Here is a 17,560-nt window from a genome sequence, read left to right on the forward strand (position 1 = left end):
GAACGGGCGCCCCGGCGGGCGTGCCCGTTCTGCCAGCAGCACCGCCAGATCAATAAGGCATCGGATGGGCGCGATGGGCCGCGTCGATCTCGTCCATCACCTCCGGCGACAGCGTCAGATCATCGCCCGCCAGCGCGTGCTCCAGCTGCGCCAGCGTGGTGGCACCCAGAATTGCCGACGCCATGAACGGCCGGGTATGGCACCAGGCCAGCGCCATATGCACCGGGTCCAGACCATGGCGCGCGGCAATCTCCAGATAGGCAGCTACCGCCAGATAGACCTGCGGCGTATCACGCCCGCCCAGTTCCGGGTTCAGCGTCTTGCGGGAGGCCTCAGGCACCGCACCATCCTGATATTTCCCCGTGAGCAGGCCCGTTGCCAGCGGTGAAAATGCCAGCAGCCCGACGTCCTCATAGGCGCTCAGCTCCGCCAGATCGGTATCGTATAGACGGCACAGCAGCGAGTATTCATTCTGGATAGAGGCCACCCGTGGCCCGCCCGTCTCCTCCGCCAGCCGCAGCCAGTGCGCCGTGCCCCAGGCGCTTTCGTTGGACAGACCAAAGGCGCGGATATTGCCCTTGTCCACCTGCGCTTTCAGCGCCTCCAGGCAGCCGGCCATATTGTCCAGCACCTCGGCCCGGTCATCGCCACCCGGATCATACTGCCAGTTCTTGCGGAACATATAGCTGCCCCGATTGGGCCAGTGAAACTGATAGAGGTCGATGTAATCCGTCTGCAGCCGCCGCAGCGATCCCTCGACGGTGGCCGGAATGGTCTCTGCGGTGATCGCAGCGCCATCGCGCACCGCCTGCAACCCCTCGCCGGAATGTTTGGTCGCCAGGATGTAATCCCCGCGCCGCCCGCTGCGGGCATTCCAATTGCCGATGATCGCCTCGCTGTCCCCGATCGTCTCGGCGCTGATCGGATTCACCGGGTACATCTCGGCGGTATCCAGAAAATTCACCCCCGCCGCCAGCACCAGGTCGATCTGCGCATGGGCGTCAGACTCATCCGTCTGGGTGCCAAAGGTCATGGTGCCAAGACAGATACGCGACACCTCCATACCGGTGCGGCCAAGCGGGTTCTTTTTCATTTCGCGCAGATCCTTCGTGTTGCAACTCGCAACAGACCCTAGCCCACCCGCGGCCCAGTGCAACCAGATCGCCTCCGTCGTGCATCGGGGCGTTAACCTTTCATGCACAATCCAGACGTGAAACACGATGGATATGATATGATTAAAATTGTCGCAAATCTAGAAAAGGAGAGTGACAACATGACGTTCTCTATGTCCAAAAGCTACAAAGACCTGATCGCAGAAGCTGAAGCCATCGTGGTGTCGATTTCCCCGGCAGAGGCGGCAGATCTGCATGGCCGTGACGACAGCCTGTTTGTCGACCTGCGGGTAATCCGCGAAGTTGAACGCACCGGCGTCATCCCCGGCGCCCTGTCCTGCCCGCGCGGCCTGATGGAGTTCTGGATTGATCCCTCCAGCCCCTACCACAAACCGGTCTTTGCCGAGGATCGGGCCTTCATCTTCTATTGTGACAACGGATGGCGGTCGGCCCTGGCTGCCAGCACCGCGCTGGAAATGGGATTGCAGCGGGTGGTCTTTTTGAAAGGCGGCTTTGATGCCTGGATCGCCGACGGGGGCGATGCCATCCCTTACAAGTGGTAAATACCGGCTGATACCGGACAAGCGGTGCTTGTCACCCCGCGCAAAACCCGGCAGCCTGTGCCTCTGACAGCCAGAGGGAGCACAGCATGCCGCAAACCATCACAAAAGGCGTCAAGGCGCTCCTTGACGAGGCCAACGCCGTCGTGGACACCCTGTCCGTGGAGACCGCAAAAGAGGCCATCCATGATGACGCCTATGCCTTCATCGACCTGCGCGATATCCGCGAATTGCAGGCCAGCGGCATGATTCCAGGCGCCTTTTCCTGCCCGCGCGGGATGCTGGAATTCTGGATCGACCCGGACAGCCCCTACCACAAACCGGTGTTCAATCAGGACAAGACCTATGTCTTCTACTGTGCCAGCGCCTGGCGCTCCGCGCTGGCCGCCAAGGCGGCGATGGAGATGGGGCTCGGACCGGTGATGCACCTTGAGGGCGGTTTTACCGCATGGAGCAAGGCCGGCGGCGAAATCGCCCAGCGCGACGACTGACCCGCACCCCACCTGCGCCGGAATGACCTGCACCGGAATAACCCGCGCCTGACAGGCCTGCGCGGCAAATCTGCCGCGCCGCTGCACAATACGACATTCCTGACCGGCAAATGTCGGAAACACCCGTGCAATCCCGCGGCGCAGCGGTCATGACTGGCCATTATGCGGATGATGGTTTCCTTTGCGGCGCTGTTTCTTTCGGTGATCCTGTTGCAACTGTCGACCGGCGGCGTTGGCCCGCTGGACGCGATCTCTGGCCTGACGCTTGGCTTTGACAAGGAGCAGATCGGCTTTCTCGGCTCGGCGCATTTCCTTGGCTTTTTTGTCGGCTGCTGGTGGGTGCCGCGCCTGATGGGCAATGTCGGCCACAGCCGCGCCTTTGCCGTCTGTACCGCGCTCGGCGCCATGGGGCTGATCGGCCACACCCTGACCGAGGATCCAATGGCCTGGGCCGTGATGCGCATGGCCTCCGGCCTCTGCGTTGCGGGCTGCTACACGGTGATCGAAGCCTGGCTGAACGCCAAGGTCACCAATGAAAGCCGTGGCCGCGCCATGGGCACCTACCGGATCGCGGATCTCTCCGCCTCGCTCGCGGCACAGCTGCTGATCGCGGTGCTGCCGCCAGCCTCCTACGTGTCCTACAACCTGCTGGCCATCCTCTGCTGTGCCGCGCTGCTGCCGCTCACCATGACCAAGGCGAGCCAGCCGGAGATCCCCGACGCCCCGCGCCTGCGCCCGAAACTGGCCTGGGCCTGCTCGCCACTCGCCGTCGCGGGGGTGATCGTCGCCGCGCTCAGTTCAGCCTCCTTCCGTATGGTGGGGCCGATCTACGGTCAGGAGGTCGGTCTGGAGGTCGGCCAGATCGCCTTCTTCCTCGCCACCTTTGTCCTGGGCGGCGCGCTGGCGCAATATCCGCTCGGCTGGCTGGCCGACAAATACGACCGCCGCTGGGTTCTGATCTGGCTGTCGGTGGTGGCGATCCTGTCCTGTGGCGTCACCATGGCGGCCAGCGGCATGGGCACATTGGCGGTGATGGCCTCTGCCGCCTTCTTCGGTTTTACCACCATGCCGATCTTCTCGGTCTCGGCCGCACACGCTAACGACTTTGCCACCTCGCAGCAGCGCGTCGAACTCTCCGCCGCGCTGATGTTCTTCTACGCCCTTGGTGCCATCGCCTCGCCGCTGATCACCTCGGCGCTGATCGAAAACTACGGTCCCGGCGCGTTGTTTGCCTTTGTCGCCGTGGGCCACCTTGGGCTGATCGTCTTTGGCCTGCTGCGGATGCGCGCCCGCCCCGCCCCCGAGGATCGCACACGCTATGTCTATGCGCCGCGTACCTCCTTCACCATTGGCCGCCTGCTGAAACGCTCCCGCGAGCGCCGCTAGCCCGCCGCGACCCGATACGGGAAAATGGCGGCAAAGCGCACCACGGGGTTTTCGGCGGCAGCGCCATGCGCTAGACGGGCCAGCAGAGCTTTAGTTGGATGGATGATATGGCGCGCTTTCTCATTACCTCGGCGATCCCCTATATCAACGGGATCAAGCATCTGGGCAATCTGGTCGGCAGTCAGCTGCCCGCAGATCTCTATGCCCGCTACCAGCGGGCGCGCGGCCATGAGGTGATGTTCCTCTGCGCCACCGACGAACACGGCACCCCCGCCGAACTGGCCGCCGCCAAGGCAGGCAAGCCGGTGGCGGAATACTGTGCCGAAATGCACGAGGTCCAGGCCGGTATTGCCAAGGGGTTTGGCCTCAGCTTTGACCACTTCGGCCGTTCCTCCAGCGCGCAGAACCATGCGCTGACCCAGCATTTCGCAGGCAAGCTGGCCGAACAGGGTCTGATCCGAGAAGTGACCGAAAAACAGGTCTATTCCCACGCCGACGGCCGCTTCCTGCCCGACCGCTATATCGAAGGCACCTGCCCCAACTGCGGCCATGAGAAGGCGCGCGGCGACCAATGCGAGGAATGCACCAAGCAGCTGGACCCGACCGATCTGATCGACCCGCGCTCCGCGATCTCCGGCTCCACCGATCTGGAAGTGCGCGAGACCAAGCACCTGTACCTCTGCCAGTCGCAGCTGAAGGACCAGCTGGATGCCTGGATCGACTCCAAGAAGGACTGGCCGGTCCTCACCACCTCGATTGCCAAGAAATGGCTGCATGACGGCGACGGCCTTCAGGACCGCGGCATTACCCGCGATCTCGACTGGGGTGTCCCGGTCAAGAAAGGCGATGAAGATTGGCCCGGCATGGAGGGCAAGGTGTTCTACGTCTGGTTCGATGCCCCCATCGAATACATCGCCTGCGCCAAGGAATGGGCCGACGCCAACGGCAAGACCGACGCCGATTGGGAACGCTGGTGGCGCACCGACAAGGGCGCTGAGGATGTGAAATACGTCCAGTTCATGGGCAAGGACAACGTCCCCTTCCACACCCTCTCCTTCCCGGCCACCATCCTTGGCTCGGGTGAGCCGTGGAAGATGGTCGACCACCTCAAATCCTTCAACTACCTGAACTATGACGGCGGCCAGTTCTCCACCTCGCAGGGGCGCGGTGTGTTCATGGATCAGGCGCTGGACATCCTGCCCGCCGATTACTGGCGCTGGTGGCTGCTGAGCCATGCGCCGGAAAGCAGTGATTCCGAATTCACCTGGGAGAATTTCCAGCAATCAGTGAACAAGGATCTGGCCGACGTGCTGGGCAACTTTGTCAGCCGCATCACAAAATTCTGCCGCTCCAAATACGGCGAGGCGGTCCCCGCAGGCAATGACTACGGCGAGGCCGAACAGGCGCTGATTGATGAGATCAGCACCCGCGTCACCGCCTATGAGGGCCATATGGCCGCCATGGATGTGCGCAAATCCGCGCAGGAGCTGCGGGCCATCTGGGTCGCAGGCAATGAATACTTGCAATCCGTAGCCCCCTGGTCCGTCTTCAAAACCGACCCCGATCAGGCCGCCGCTCAGGTGCGTCTGGGGCTGAACCTGATCCGGCTCTATGCGGTGCTGTCCGCCCCCTTCATCCCCGACGCGACCGAGCGTCTGCTGGCCGCCCTTCAGACCGAGGATCGCAGCTGGCCCGACGATGTGGCCGCCGCACTCAGCGCGCTGCCCGCAGGTCATGCCTTCACCGTGCCGGAGGTGCTCTTTGCCAAGATCACCGACGAACAGCGCGAGGACTGGCAGGAGCGCTTCTCCGGCACCCGCAACTGATCTCAGGGCCGCGCCCCGTGACAAAGACCAAGGCCGCTCCACCGGGAGCGGCCTTTTTCGTCAGATGCGGGCCATTCCGCCCAGCACCGCCACCACCCACACCTGCGCGCTGACAAAATATCAAGGCGCGCAAAAAACCTTAATCTGACTAAAAAAGTCAGGTTGACGATTCCGATTAAATCAGTCAGGTTTAGCGCAGTTCAGCCAACCTGTGATTGTGCAGCCAGCCCGACTGATAGCAATTCAACCGAGATCGTCCAGTGTCGTTTCTTCTGCAATTCTTTTCCCTGCGCCACCGCCCCGCCGAGGGTCGGAGCATACCGCACAGCCTGAACGCCTACGGGCTGCCGCGCGGCGATCAGGGGTTTTGCCTGGAGTGGTATCTGGATCGGTCGGAAAACAGAAACGGGTGACCCTGATGAACCAGATGAATTTTGACCACGCCACCACCACGACAACTGCGGCCACCGAAGTCTTCCCAACCTACCACGCCGAGGAACTGGCCCGTGGCGGGAACCAGGCCCGCATTCTGCTCAACGGCCAGATCTACAGCCTGCGGATCACCCGCGCCGGAAAGCTGATCCTGACAAAATGATTTCCAATACTGCAACAGCCGCATCTGCGGTCTCACGGGGCGGGGCCACTGTTGGTCTGCTGACCGACTTGCCCGCCCTGGAAGCCATGGTCGTGCGCCATCTGCGCCACTGGTTCAGCGGGGCCGAAACCCGCATCGCGCTGCGCCACCAGCTGCAAGACCTGCTTGGCCCGGTTCTTGGCCGTCAGACCTATGAGAATTTTGGCCGCCTCTGCAACTTCTGCGTGACCGAAGGCCGCCGCCCGCTGGTGCGCCACGGGATGACCTGCACCTGCCTTGGCGCTGACGAAAACTGCTTTGCCAATCTGGTCGCCGCTGCCGCGCGTGGCGAATATGAGGATGCCAATCTCTTTGCCGCGCTGATCGTGCAGCCCCGACAGGCGCAGCGCGCCACCGTTCTCGCTGCCAAGATCGGCCTGGTACTCGACCAGCTCGCGGATCGGCAGGCCCGCCCCTCCGCGCATCCGGCACCGCTCACCCCGCTGTCGGCAACTCTTCACTGACGGTCCGGCGCCGACCGGCACCCGTCGCTTAACCCGTTCCACTTTACCCGTTTCGACGACCACCTAAGGACCAACCAGATGACATCGCATTTCCTCGCAGGCACCGCTGTTGCAGCGCTCGCCACAGTTGCGGCTCCCGCTTTTGCGGCCGACAAGGCTGAGGTGCTGACCACCTACGCAAATATTGCCCAGGCCAAATACCAGGACAGCCTTGAAACCGCCAAAACCCTGCAAACAGCCGTGGACAGCCTGATCGCTGAACCCTCCGCCGAGGCGCTGGAAGCCGCCCGCAAAGCCTGGCTCGCCGCCCGCGTGCCGTATCAGCAGTCCGAGGTATTCCGCTTTGGCAATGCCATCGTTGACGACTGGGAAGGCAAGGTGAACGCCTGGCCGCTGGATGAAGGCCTGATTGATTATGTCGATGCCAGCTATGGCGGTCCGACCGATGAAAACACCCTCGCCGCGCTGAACATCATCGCCAATCCCAGCTTTGAGCTGTCCGGCACCACCATCGACGCCAGCACCATCACCCCCGAACTGCTGGAAACCACCCTGCATGAGGCCGACGGCGTCGAGGCCAATGTCGCCACCGGCTATCACGCGATCGAATTCCTGCTCTGGGGGCAGGACTTGAACGGCACCGACCATGGCGCAGGCACCCGCGCCTGGACCGATTTCGCCGCAGGCGAGGACTGCACCAACGGCAACTGCGACCGCCGGGGTGACTACCTGAAGGCGGCGACCGATCTGCTGATCTCCGACCTGCAATGGATGGCCGCACAGTGGAGCACCGAAGGCGAGGCCAGAACCACGCTTCTGTCGGACGAAAACGCAGGCATCACCGCCATGCTGACCGGCATGGGCTCACTCTCCTACGGCGAGACCGCAGGCGAACGTATGCGCCTTGGCCTGATGCTGAACGACCCCGAGGAAGAGCATGACTGCTTCTCCGACAATACCCACAACAGCCACTACTACGACGGTCTGGGCGTGCAGAATGTCTATCTCGGCGAATATATCCGCGCCGATGGCAGCCTGGTCTCCGGCGCCTCGCTCTCCGATCTGGTGCAGGATATCGACCCGGAGCTGGACGCTGAAATGCGCGGCAAGCTTGCGACCACCATGCGTGCGCTGGGTCAGATCAAAACCGCAGCCGAGGCTGGTTTCTCCTACGACCAGATGCTGGAACAGGGCAATGAGGCCGGCGAGGCGCTGATCATGGGCGGCGTCAACGGTCTGGTCGATCAGACCCGCTCCATCGAACGGGTGGTCACCGCGCTGGACCTCGACGGCGTCGCCATCGAAGGCTCCGACTCGCTCGACAACCCATCGGCGGTTTTCCAGTAACCCCGCAAACACTGCGCCAGCAGCACTGATCAGGCAGGGGCCGCGCATCGCGTGGCCCCTCTATCCGGGGGTCGGCCCGCCAGTCCGCTGCCCCCCGGACCCGCCCCGGCCCACCGGGGCACTTTAGTGCCCCGGCAAGAGTTGATGCCAGCTGCGGTTCCCCCTATCCATGGAAAGGAGGCACAGCGCCCGCCCAAGAAAAGTTGTCCTGCCCGTATGCGAGTTGTCCCGCCGCCCTGCCGTCCGCACCTGCCCTCCCTCGTGGTGGGGCTCAGCCTGATCGCACTGGCCGCGCCGCTTGCGCCCGCCTCGGCAAATCCGCAGGCCACCCCGCTAAAGACCCTCACCGGGGATGTTGCCAATACCACGGCGCGCCAATCCTCCCCCTTTGACATTCTGACTGACGCGCATCTCGCCACCCTTCCCCGCACCGCGCAGGAACAGACCCGCATCCGCGCCGTCACCCGCCCGGCAGATCAGTTCGACCAGACCGAACCCTATGAGGCCCTGCCCGCAGGGGCCGCCACCGTCCGCGCCCGCACCGATGACGAGGCGTTTTCGCAGCACAGCGCCAATCTCAGCTTCGAGGAAGAGCTGGAATTCAAGCTCGGCAACGGGCTGTTCAAGAAAATCTGGGTCTTCTCCCCCGCCTCCACCCTGGCCTCCGACGGGCTGGGCCCGCTCTACAATTCCCGCGCCTGCCAGCGCTGCCACCTGAAGGACGGACGCGGCCATGTGCCGGATAGGCCGGACTATGCCTCGACCACGATGTTCCTGCGCGTCTCTGTTCCCGGCCCGGTGCCAGAGCAGATGCAAACCATCGCCGACTATATCGGCACCGCGCCAGAGCCGACCTATGGCGGCCAGATGCAGGATTTCTCCGCCCCCGGCATCGCCCCGGAATACCGCCTCGGCGTCACCTACACCGAAGACACCATCGCGCTTGCAGGCGGCGAGACCGCCACCCTGCAACGCCCCGAGTACAGCGCCAATACCCTCGGCTATGGCCCGCTGCACCCCGATGCCATGCTCTCCCCCCGCGTCGCCCCCAGCATGATCGGCCTCGGCCTGCTGGAGGCGATCCCGGCCGCCGACATTCTGGCGGGCGCCGACGAGGATGACAGCAACGGCGACGGCATCTCCGGGCGCGCCAATCTGGTCTGGTCGGTAGAGCACAACCGGATCATGCTCGGCCGCTTTGGCTACAAGGCCGGGCAGCCCACGGTGCATGAACAATCCGCCGCCGCTTTCTCCGGCGATATCGGCATCTCCACGCCGCTGTTTCCGGCCCATGCAGGCGATTGCACCACCGCGCAGACCAGCTGCCGCAGCGCGCCCCATGGCGGCGCGGACATCCGCGAGACCGAGATCGACCAGCCCAATATGGATCTGGTCACCTTCTACAGCCGAAACCTCGGCGTGCCTGCCCGTCGCACCCCGGACGACCCCGCCATCCTGCGCGGCAAGGCGCAATTCTACAGCGCAGGCTGCACCAGCTGCCATACACCGAAATTCGTCACCAACCGGCTGGAGGCGCAACCCGCGCAGAGCTTCCAGCTGATCTGGCCCTATAGCGACCTCTTGCTGCATGACATGGGCGAGGGCCTTGCTGACCACCGCCCCGAAGCCCGCGCCACCGGGCGCGAATGGCGCACCGCGCCGCTCTGGGGGGTGGGGCTGGTGCAGCAGGTCAATCCCCGCGCAGGTTTCCTGCATGATGGTCGCGCCCGCACCCTGCTGGAGGCAATCCTCTGGCATGGCGGCGAAGCCCAATCCGCCCGAGACACCGTGGTGGGCCTTGCGCCCGAAGACCGCGCCGATCTGATCCGCTTTCTGGAGTCGCTCTGATGCCCGCATCCCCCAACGCCACCCCCGCGCCATCGCGCCGCTGCCGCGCGCTCCTCACCGGTCTCGCTCTGGCCGCAACCCTTGGCGCAACCCTCCCCGCGCCGCCGCTGATGGCCCAGACCGCGGCGCCGCTTCAGATCACCGCGCCGGAGCTGCCGCCCGCGTCGCTCAGCCGCGCGCTTCAGGTGGACTGGATCCTGACCCACCACATCCTCCCCGGCTTTGACGAGCTGGCCGCCCATAGCACCACCCTGGCCGAGGTCGGCGCCCGCCACTGCACCCCGGATGATCCGGCCCTGCGCGATGCCTTTGGCCGTGCCTTTGATGCCTGGATCAAAGTCAGCCATCTGCGCTTTGGTCCCACCGAAACCGACAATCGTGCCTTTGCCCTCGCCTTCTGGCCCGACAGCCGCAACAAGATCCCCGGCACCCTGCGCCGCGCCGTCACCGAAACCCCGCGCGAAGAGCTGACCACCCCCGAGATCTTTGCCAGCCAATCGGTGGCCCTGCGCGGGTTCTATGCGCTGGAATATCTGCTGTTCGATGCGGACATGCAGACCGAAGGCAGCGCCGCACAACGCTGCGCGTTGGTGGCCGCCATCACCAGCGATATCGCCCGCACCAGTGCCGCGATCCGCAACGACTGGCACAACAGCTATGCCGCAACGCTGGTGACCGCCGGGCCGGGCTATCGCTACCGGTCCCAGGCGGAAATCCGGCAGGAGCTGTTCAAAACCCTCACCACCGGGTTTCAGGTGCTCTCCGACATGCGGCTGGGCCGTCCGCTGGGTCAGTTCGACGCCCCCCGCCCCAACCGCGCCGAGGCCCGCCGCTCCGCCCGCAGCCAGCGCCATATCGCGCTGAACCTCGCCGCGATGGAACCGCTTGCCCTTGCCCTTGCGGCGGGCGACCCCGCGCTGATGCAGGATATCGACGCAGGCTTTGCCAAGGCGCTGAAACGCGCCTCGGCGCTGGACGATCCGTCCCTGGCCGGGGTTGCCGATCCGGCCCGCCGCTTTCGCATCGAAGCCCTACAGCAGGATATCAACGACCTGCGCGACCTGATCTCCACCCGGCTGGGCGCGGCCCTTGGCGTCACCGCCGGGTTCAACTCGCTCGACGGGGATTGATCCATGGCAGGTCCCTCCCGTCGCGGCTTTCTCGCCGGTCTACTCGCCGCAGGCATGGCCCCGCAGGCCAGCTGGGCCGACCTTGGCCACCCGGCCTATCTCGCCGCCGGTAAAACCCCCGATGGCAGCTTCCTCCTCGCCGGTCTGGACCGCGGCGGCGCCATCCTGTTCCGCCACGTCCTGCCCGCCCGTGGCCATGCCGCAGCCGCACACCCCAGCCGCCCCGAAGCCGTCGCCTTTGCCCGCCGCCCCGGCCAGTTCGCAGATGTGATCGACTGCCGCAACGGCGCGGCGCTGGCGCGGCTGACGCCACCGACCGGGCATCATTTCTACGGCCACGGCGTCTTCTCACCGGACGGCGCCTATCTGTTCACCACCGAAAACGCCTATGAAAGTGGCGATGGTCGCATCGGGATCTGGGACGCCAGCGCGGGCTACCGCCGCATTGGCGATCATGCCTCCGGCGGGATCGGACCGCATGATATCCGCCTGCGCACCAGCCCTGACGGCCAGCACAATCTGGTGGTGGCCAACGGCGGCATCCAGACCCACCCCGACAGCGGCCGCGCAAAGCTGAACCTCGCCACCATGCAGCCCAACCTCAGCTACCTCAGCCTTGATGGCACCCTGGACGATCAGCTGATCCTGAACGCGGACATGCGCCTGAACTCGATCCGCCACCTTGCCATCAGCGCCTCCGGCACCGTCGGCTTTGCGATGCAGTGGCAGGGCGATGCGGGCGCCGATCTGCCAATCATCGGCCTGCACAATCCCGGCTCCGCCCCCCGCCTGATGGCCGAGGATGACCCCCGCCTGCGCAATCTTGATGGCTATGGCGGCTCCCTCGCCTTTTCCCGCGATGGAACACAGATCGCCGTCACCTCGCCACGCGGCGGCGTGGTGCAGATCGCCGACTGCGTCAGCGGCGCGCTGCGGCATGAGGTCCGGCTGGCCGACGTCTGCGGACTCACTGGCGCGGGCGCGGGCTTTATCGTGACCACCGGCGCCGGTGAGGTCAGCACGATCCGCGACGGCACGCTGACCCATCTGGGCCGGGCCGATCTCGCCTGGGACAATCATCTGGTTCCAATCCCCTGACGCGCCCCAGCAGAAAGCAAAACGAAAGCAAAACGAAAATAACTCGTGACTTTTCGCAATCGGAGGCCTAGATAAGCCTGCGAGAGGACGGGCTATGGACGCAACCGAAAGACAAACGGCAATTCTGGACCTGCTGACCCGGCAGGACCGGGTCGAGGTCGAGGACCTCGCCCAGCGCTTTGGCGTCTCATTACAAACCATCCGCACCGACCTGCGCGATCTGGCCGCCCGTGGCGCACTCTCCCGCGTGCACGGCGGCGCGGTGCGCAGCAGCAGTGGCGCCAGCCGCGACTACGCCGAACGGCGCAAGCTGAACGCCCGCGGCAAACGCGCCATGGCGGCCCTTGCCGCTGATCTGATCCCTGACAATTGCGCCATCACCCTCAATATCGGCACCTCCACCGAACAGGTCGCGCGCGCCCTCTCCGGCCATCGCGGCCTCACGGTTCTCTCCAACAATATCAACATTATCAATATGATGATGGAGGACGAGAGTAAGGAACTGATACTTGTCGGCGGTGCCATCCGGCAAAGCGATGGCGCTATCGTGGGCGAGGACGCGCTGGAGTTCATCGCCCGCTACAAGGTCGATATCGCCGTTATCGGCGCTTCGGCCATGGACGCCGACGGTGCCATTCTCGACCATGATGCACGCGAAGTCTCGGTTGCCCGCGCCATCCTGAAGAACGCCCGCAAACGGGTGTTGGTCTGCGACGGCAGCAAGTTCGAGCGCACCGCCCCGGTCCGCATCTGCGATGTTGCCGATCTTGACGTGGTGATCACCGACCGCCCCGTCCCCCCTGAATTCTCCCGCGCAGCCGAGGCTGCGGACACGCAAATCCTCTGGGTTGGCGAAAACGAAAGTAGCGAAAATGCCTGATACTCACGCGCAAGACCAGATCACCGATCTTTTCATCATCGGCGGCGGCATCAACGGCTGCGGCATCGCCCGCGACGCCGCAGGGCGCGGCCTGTCCGTGGCGCTGGCCGAAATGAACGACCTCGCCTCCGCCACCTCCTCGGCCTCCACCAAACTGTTCCACGGCGGCCTGCGCTACCTTGAATACTTCGAATTCCGTCTGGTCCGCGAGGCGCTGATCGAACGCGAGGTGCTGCTGAAGGCAATGCCGCATATCTCCTGGCCGATGCGTTTTGTGCTGCCGTTCCACAAGGACATGCGCTTTGACAACACCACACCGACGTCGAAACTGCTGACCACCTTTCTGCCGTGGATGAAGGGCCGCCGCCCCGCCTGGCTGATCCGCCTTGGCCTGTTCATGTACGACAGCCTCGGCAAACGCGGCATCCTGCCCGGCACCTCCAAACTGGATCTCGCCAGCGACCCCGCAGGCCGCCCGCTGGACCCGAAGTTCAAGACCGCCTTTGAATATTCCGACTGCTGGATTGAAGACGCCCGTCTCGTGGTGCTGAATGCCCGCGACGCCGAGGCCCGCGGCGCCGAGATCATGACCCGCACCAAGGTCACCGGCGCCCGGCGTCGCGATGACCACTGGGTGATCCAGCTTCAGGATATCGCCACCGGCGAGACCTTCGAACGGCGCGCAAAGATGCTGGTCAATGCCGGCGGCCCATGGGTTGCCGATGTGCTGCGCCAGAAACTGGGCCAGAACAGCCGCGAAAGCGTACGGCTGGTGCGCGGCAGCCATATCGTGGTCCCGAAACTCTACGATCACGGGCGCTGCTATTTCTTTCAGGGCACCGATGGCCGCATTATCTTCGCGATCCCCTACGAAGAGGACTACACGCTGATCGGCACCACCGATGCCGACCACCCGGATCCCGAAACCGCCCCGACCTGCACGCCCGAGGAACAGGATTACCTGATCAATTTCGCCTCGCAGTATTTCGCCAATCCGCTCAGCCGTGACGATATCGTCTGGACCTATTCCGGCGTGCGTCCGCTTTATGACGATGGTGCCAGCTCGGCCACCGCTGCCACGCGCGAATACGTGCTGACGCTGGACAACACTGCCGCGCCGCTGCTGAATGTCTTTGGCGGCAAGATCACCACCTACCGCAAACTGGCCGAGGCCGCGCTGGAGAAAATCGGCACCCAGTTCCCCGACCTCCCCCGCGACTGGACCGCAGGTGTCGCCCTGCCCGGCGGCGATTTCCCGGTCGGCGATGTGGCGAAACTCACCGCGAAACTGGCGCAGGACTATCCCTTCCTCAGCCCCTACGCGACCCGCCGCCTGATCCGCGCCTATGGCACCGAGGCCTGGGACGTATTGGGCGAGGCAACCTCAGCCGAGGATCTTGGCCAGGCTTTTGGCGCCACCATCACCGCGCGTGAACTCGACTGGACCATCGCCCGCGAATGGGTCCGCACCGGCGAGGATTACCTCCTGCGCCGCACCAAACTCGCCCTGCGCCTGACCGAGGAAGAGCGCGCCGCGGTTGACGGCTATATCCGTGCAAGGGCCGCCGATCTGACCGCCTGAGGGCCAGTTGCAGAGCAGGCGCGCCTCAGCTCGTTTCAGCCTGCGCGGCTTAACCCTGCGGCAACACATCCCAGCCCTATGCGCCCGCAGCCTGCGCAACGCCTACAAAAAGTATCAGCCCCCCTGTCCGATTGTTTCGCACGCGAAACATTTGGTCAGAGGGGCTGACATTGTTGGCAGCAAGAGCGGCAATGCCCGGGGTGAGCAAGCGTTGCCATATTCCTTCGATCAACAATCCGCAGCGGCCTTCGTCCGGCGCGGCCTGCCGGTGCTATGTCCCGGCACGACCCAAGGATCTCTCGCGCCTCATGCGGTCTGATCTGCGGGCGACGGATCGTTGGAGCACAGCTTGCTGATGTGCTGAAGCCGCTGCGAGATACGCTGCTGGAAGCGTCCCAGCTGGTCGATGATGTCAGACAGAGAATGACCATCCTCGGGAAGCCGCGCGCTTTCGATTTTGCACAGCACCCGCGTCGAGCTCAGCCCCAGCAGCTGGCGCTGCATGTTTTCGCAGATCTTGGTGATCCGCTCCGCCTCGCGGTTCACATCCGACAGCTGTGTGCGAGCATGTTCTTCCTGTACCATGGCTAGCGCCCGCAGCAGCGATTGCTCATGCGCCCGGCCCTCCTCACCCAGCACTGCATGATTTTCGCTTTGAAGCTGCTTGCTGCATTCACTGAAAATACGTACGACGCCTGCCACGAACAGGCTCTGGCTGACCTGCCCCTTGATCTTTGAAAAATTGCTGTCCTTGCCCATAACATGGGTGGCGAACCAGTTCGACATCTCCTGCGAGATGGACCCGTAGTTCTGTGACAGCACGGTCACCGGGCCGCCCGACGGTTCAATCCGCGACGCAAGGACCCGCAGGTTGTGGGGAATGGTGCGCATCGCCGCAAAATCGTCGATCAGACCACGGGTTTCTTCTGCAAGAACATCCGAGTTTGCGAGCATGGTCCGCAGGCGTTCAATCGCCAGATCAGGCGCATTTTCCATCCCCTGATCGCGGGCCGCCAGCTCATCTGCCAGCGCGTTGGCGGCAAACTGCTGGTAGTTCTCAAAACCCAGTTCACGACACCAGTCCAGCAGCCTGTCACGGCTTTCCTCAGGGCTGAGCCCGCCGTCCTGCTCGGCTTTCAGCAGATCCGCATAGCCTTGTGCAATCTTATCAAACAGTTTGCTGGTCGGTTTGATCCGCGCCGAAAGAAACCCCTCTTCGCAGGGGACAACAACTGCATAAACCCAGTAGTGCAGCCCATCGCGGGACTTGTTCTTTATGTAGCCGCCAAAGAAATCGCCGGCCTGGATGGTCTCCCAGAACAGCTGGAACACCCCGCGCGGCATATCCTCGTGGCGGATGATCTTATGTGGCGCTCCGATCAGATCGCCCCACGGGTAGTCTGACACCCGCCGGAAAATCTCGTTTCCGATTTGAATAACCCCACGGCCATCCGTTCTGGAGTAGAATACTTCATTGAGCGCAAAGGGAGCCTCTCCCCTGAGCGGGCGCGCTTCGATCCGGCTGTCCATGAACGTCAAAGTGATTTCCCATCGCTACTTGTGTAGGTGACCTGCCTAAACCTTGTGCGTTACACAGCCGTAAATTCACCGTGGAAAATCGAGATAAATTTCAAGAATTCGGACTCTCCCGGCCCGGAGCCCGCCCTGCGGGTCCGCTTTCACCGCCTGCCACCGACCCCGCATCCGAACAACAATCGCCAACAAAAAAAGCCCCCGCAAAATAGTGCAGGAGCTTTCCGCCTCATGTCACGATCACGTCAGAAAATCAGAACTCCACACCCTTCTGGGCTTTGATGCCGTCGCGGAAAGGATGTTTGATCTGACCCATTTCGGTGACCAGATCGGCGATCTCGATCAGCTCTTCCTTGGCGTTGCGACCGGTCAGGACGACATGGGTCATCGGCGGTTTCTCGGTCTCAAGGAATTCTACCACATCGGCAATGTCGATGTAGTCATAGCGCAGCGCGATATTGATTTCATCGAGGAGCACCATGGCGTTGCGCTCGTCGCGGATCATCTCCTTGGCCTTCTCCCAGCCCTTCTGCGCGGCGGCAATATCGCGCGCCTTGTCCTGGGTCTCCCAGGTAAAGCCTTCGCCCATCGCGTAGAACTGGCACAGCTCGCTGAAGTTCTCCTCGATCAGGGTGCGTTCACCGGTCTGCCAGGCGCCTTTGATGAACTGCACCACTGCCGAGGGCATCCCATGGGCAATGCAGCGCATGATCATGCCAAATCCGGAGCTGGACTTGCCCTTGCCCGGGCCGGTGTGGACGATGATCAGCCCCTTTTCGCCATCCTTGTTCTGCATCATGCGGTCGCGGGCGGCCTTCTTCTTGGCCATTTTCGCCGCATGGCGTGCCGCTTCTGCTTCGGAAATGTCGGTCTCGGGCGTATCGCTCATTGTGGCTCTCCTACTGGTTCGCCCATCTCTTGACAAAGACAGGGGCAATGGCGCAAGGGGGTTTTGTTGGTTCCTGCCATTTGGCAGGCGAAGAGGGAATGTGACAGTTGGGCCATCAGGGTCCGTCAAAGCACAGCCGCCCCCGCGACCGTGACCGGAGAGGTCTCCGACGCCACTGAGTACCACTCGGGAAGGCAGGATGACCGTCAGGACCCCGAAAAAAGGTCCTGGCATCCGCAAGCCGGGAGACCTGCCAACGCACGAAATGCAACGGGCGGACGGGGTGTTCCGCGACCGGCTGGGATCCGCGCGCGACCCTCGCGCCCCCGCTGGCCCGCAGCCCCCTCGCTGAACCAAGTGAAGGGCGCTCATGGCCGAGGTAACATTGACGATCTGCACCACCTGCCGTCGCGGCGAGGTGACCGACCCGGAGGCCCCCCGCCCCGGTGCCCGTATGCTGGCCGCCCTGCAAGAGGCCGATCTGCCCGAAGGCGTTGCGGTGCGCGGTGTTGAATGCCTCTCGGCCTGCACCCGTGGCTGTTCCATGGTGCTGAGCGGCGGCGACGCCCGCTGGAGCTACATCTACGGTGATCTTGATCCCGACGAACATGTGCCCGACATCCTGAGCGGCGCTGCCGCCTATGCCGCCACCACGGATGGTCTGGTGCCCTGGCGCGAACGCCCCGTGGTGTTCCGCAAGCAATCCATCGCCCGTATCCCGCCTGCGCCCGCACCTGCGGCGACCTCTCCCACTCCTCCCTCCTTGTCCAAGGACTGACC

Annotated in this window: 16 protein-coding genes and 1 riboswitch; of the genes, 13 read left to right on the forward strand and 3 right to left on the reverse strand. The window is 63.8% G+C overall.

Annotation, left to right across the window (positions count from 1 at the left end; translation table 11 throughout):
- Nucleotides 1–49 precede the first annotated feature (49 nt).
- On the reverse strand, nt 50–1,093 hold the full coding sequence (locus VWZ87_RS09485; protein WP_416534780.1) for an aldo/keto reductase: 1,044 nt from the start codon (nt 1,091–1,093) through the stop codon (nt 50–52).
- A gap of 180 nt (nt 1,094–1,273) precedes the next feature.
- Here VWZ87_RS09485 and VWZ87_RS09490 point away from each other — a divergent pair, with 180 nt between their 5' ends.
- The 12 genes from VWZ87_RS09490 to glpD all read left to right on the forward strand — a co-directional run bounded on the left by VWZ87_RS09490 (nt 1,274) and on the right by glpD (nt 14,358).
- Nucleotides 1,274–1,675 carry a rhodanese-like domain-containing protein gene (locus tag VWZ87_RS09490; RefSeq protein WP_340544911.1) on the forward strand — a complete coding sequence of 134 codons (402 nt, stop codon included), beginning with the start codon at nt 1,274–1,276 and terminating at the stop codon, nt 1,673–1,675.
- A gap of 86 nt (nt 1,676–1,761) precedes the next feature.
- Entirely contained in the window at nt 1,762–2,163 is a 402-nt protein-coding gene (locus VWZ87_RS09495) for a rhodanese-like domain-containing protein (RefSeq protein ID WP_340544910.1), read from the forward strand.
- A 162-nt stretch (nt 2,164–2,325) separates the two neighbouring features.
- Nucleotides 2,326–3,549, forward strand: coding sequence for an MFS transporter (locus VWZ87_RS09500; RefSeq protein WP_416534779.1), 1,224 nt, complete (start codon nt 2,326–2,328; stop codon nt 3,547–3,549).
- 107 nt (nt 3,550–3,656) lie between these two features.
- Nucleotides 3,657–5,375 (forward strand): methionine--tRNA ligase, encoded by a 1,719-nt coding sequence (gene metG, locus VWZ87_RS09505; RefSeq protein ID WP_416534778.1) that lies wholly within the window; start codon nt 3,657–3,659, stop codon nt 5,373–5,375.
- Between the two features lie 427 nt (nt 5,376–5,802).
- On the forward strand, nt 5,803–5,970 hold the full coding sequence (hemP, locus tag VWZ87_RS09510; RefSeq protein ID WP_317961085.1) for a hemin uptake protein HemP: 168 nt from the start codon (nt 5,803–5,805) through the stop codon (nt 5,968–5,970).
- Nucleotides 5,967–6,473: a hypothetical protein gene (locus VWZ87_RS09515; RefSeq protein WP_416534777.1), complete on the forward strand. Its 507-nt coding sequence runs from the start codon at nt 5,967–5,969 to the stop codon at nt 6,471–6,473. Before hemP ends, VWZ87_RS09515 begins: the two co-directional genes overlap by 4 nt.
- A 78-nt stretch (nt 6,474–6,551) precedes the next feature.
- Nucleotides 6,552–7,820 (forward strand): imelysin family protein, encoded by a 1,269-nt coding sequence (locus tag VWZ87_RS09520; RefSeq protein WP_416534776.1) that lies wholly within the window; start codon nt 6,552–6,554, stop codon nt 7,818–7,820.
- 216 nt (nt 7,821–8,036) lie between these two features.
- Complete coding sequence (locus VWZ87_RS09525; RefSeq protein ID WP_416534775.1) at nt 8,037–9,668, forward strand: di-heme oxidoredictase family protein; 1,632 nt, start codon at nt 8,037–8,039, stop codon at nt 9,666–9,668.
- Between the two features lie 110 nt (nt 9,669–9,778).
- On the forward strand, nt 9,779–10,798 hold the full coding sequence (locus VWZ87_RS09530; RefSeq protein WP_416534816.1) for an imelysin family protein: 1,020 nt from the start codon (nt 9,779–9,781) through the stop codon (nt 10,796–10,798).
- A gap of 3 nt (nt 10,799–10,801) precedes the next feature.
- Nucleotides 10,802–11,896, forward strand: a complete 1,095-nt coding sequence (locus VWZ87_RS09535) for a DUF1513 domain-containing protein (protein WP_416534774.1) — start codon at nt 10,802–10,804, stop codon at nt 11,894–11,896.
- A gap of 94 nt (nt 11,897–11,990) precedes the next feature.
- Complete coding sequence (locus tag VWZ87_RS09540) at nt 11,991–12,776, forward strand: DeoR/GlpR family DNA-binding transcription regulator (RefSeq protein WP_416534773.1); 786 nt, start codon at nt 11,991–11,993, stop codon at nt 12,774–12,776.
- A complete protein-coding gene (gene glpD / locus VWZ87_RS09545) occupies nt 12,769–14,358 on the forward strand; it encodes a glycerol-3-phosphate dehydrogenase (RefSeq protein ID WP_416534772.1) in 1,590 nt (529 codons plus the stop codon). The genes VWZ87_RS09540 and glpD overlap by 8 nt, the downstream gene beginning before the upstream one ends.
- 306 nt (nt 14,359–14,664) lie before the next feature.
- Here the strand turns inward: glpD and VWZ87_RS09550 are convergent, their stop codons facing one another.
- Nucleotides 14,665–15,897, reverse strand: a complete 1,233-nt coding sequence (locus VWZ87_RS09550; protein ID WP_340544895.1) for a PAS domain-containing protein — start codon at nt 15,895–15,897, stop codon at nt 14,665–14,667.
- 247 nt (nt 15,898–16,144) lie between these two features.
- A complete protein-coding gene (cobO, locus tag VWZ87_RS09555) occupies nt 16,145–16,780 on the reverse strand; it encodes a cob(I)yrinic acid a,c-diamide adenosyltransferase (protein ID WP_340544893.1) in 636 nt (211 codons plus the stop codon).
- A gap of 50 nt (nt 16,781–16,830) precedes the next feature.
- A riboswitch (cobalamin riboswitch) is annotated at nt 16,831–17,053 on the forward strand.
- Between the two features lie 97 nt (nt 17,054–17,150).
- Here cobO and VWZ87_RS09560 point away from each other — a divergent pair.
- Nucleotides 17,151–17,558 carry a DUF1636 domain-containing protein gene (locus VWZ87_RS09560; RefSeq protein WP_340544892.1) on the forward strand — a complete coding sequence of 136 codons (408 nt, stop codon included), beginning with the start codon at nt 17,151–17,153 and terminating at the stop codon, nt 17,556–17,558.
- Nucleotides 17,559–17,560: the final 2 nt, after the last annotated feature.

It is taken from the genome of Phaeobacter sp. JH20_37 (assembly GCF_048056015.1).
In the GTDB taxonomy this organism is placed as follows: Bacteria; Pseudomonadota; Alphaproteobacteria; order Rhodobacterales; family Rhodobacteraceae; genus Phaeobacter; species Phaeobacter bryozoorum.

Bases quoted from the DNA above. Each gene is read 5' to 3' on its own strand.
- VWZ87_RS09525 (WP_416534775.1), top strand. From the start codon at position 8,037: ATGCGAGTTGTCCCGCCGCCCTGCCGTCCGCACCTGCCCTCCCTCGTG.
- glpD (WP_416534772.1), top strand. From the start codon at position 12,769: ATGCCTGATACTCACGCGCAAGACCAGATCACCGATCTTTTCATCATC.
- VWZ87_RS09515 (WP_416534777.1), top strand. From the start codon at position 5,967: ATGATTTCCAATACTGCAACAGCCGCATCTGCGGTCTCACGGGGCGGG.
- VWZ87_RS09560 (WP_340544892.1), top strand. From the start codon at position 17,151: ATGGCCGAGGTAACATTGACGATCTGCACCACCTGCCGTCGCGGCGAG.
- hemP (WP_317961085.1), top strand. From the start codon at position 5,803: ATGAATTTTGACCACGCCACCACCACGACAACTGCGGCCACCGAAGTC.
- VWZ87_RS09540 (WP_416534773.1), top strand. From the start codon at position 11,991: ATGGACGCAACCGAAAGACAAACGGCAATTCTGGACCTGCTGACCCGG.
- VWZ87_RS09535 (WP_416534774.1), top strand. From the start codon at position 10,802: ATGGCAGGTCCCTCCCGTCGCGGCTTTCTCGCCGGTCTACTCGCCGCA.
- VWZ87_RS09490 (WP_340544911.1), top strand. From the start codon at position 1,274: ATGACGTTCTCTATGTCCAAAAGCTACAAAGACCTGATCGCAGAAGCT.
- VWZ87_RS09520 (WP_416534776.1), top strand. From the start codon at position 6,552: ATGACATCGCATTTCCTCGCAGGCACCGCTGTTGCAGCGCTCGCCACA.
- VWZ87_RS09530 (WP_416534816.1), top strand. From the start codon at position 9,779: ATGGCCCAGACCGCGGCGCCGCTTCAGATCACCGCGCCGGAGCTGCCG.
- VWZ87_RS09495 (WP_340544910.1), top strand. From the start codon at position 1,762: ATGCCGCAAACCATCACAAAAGGCGTCAAGGCGCTCCTTGACGAGGCC.
- metG (WP_416534778.1), top strand. From the start codon at position 3,657: ATGGCGCGCTTTCTCATTACCTCGGCGATCCCCTATATCAACGGGATC.
- VWZ87_RS09485 (WP_416534780.1), bottom strand. From the start codon at position 1,093: ATGAAAAAGAACCCGCTTGGCCGCACCGGTATGGAGGTGTCGCGTATC.
- VWZ87_RS09500 (WP_416534779.1), top strand. From the start codon at position 2,326: ATGCGGATGATGGTTTCCTTTGCGGCGCTGTTTCTTTCGGTGATCCTG.
- cobO (WP_340544893.1), bottom strand. From the start codon at position 16,780: ATGAGCGATACGCCCGAGACCGACATTTCCGAAGCAGAAGCGGCACGC.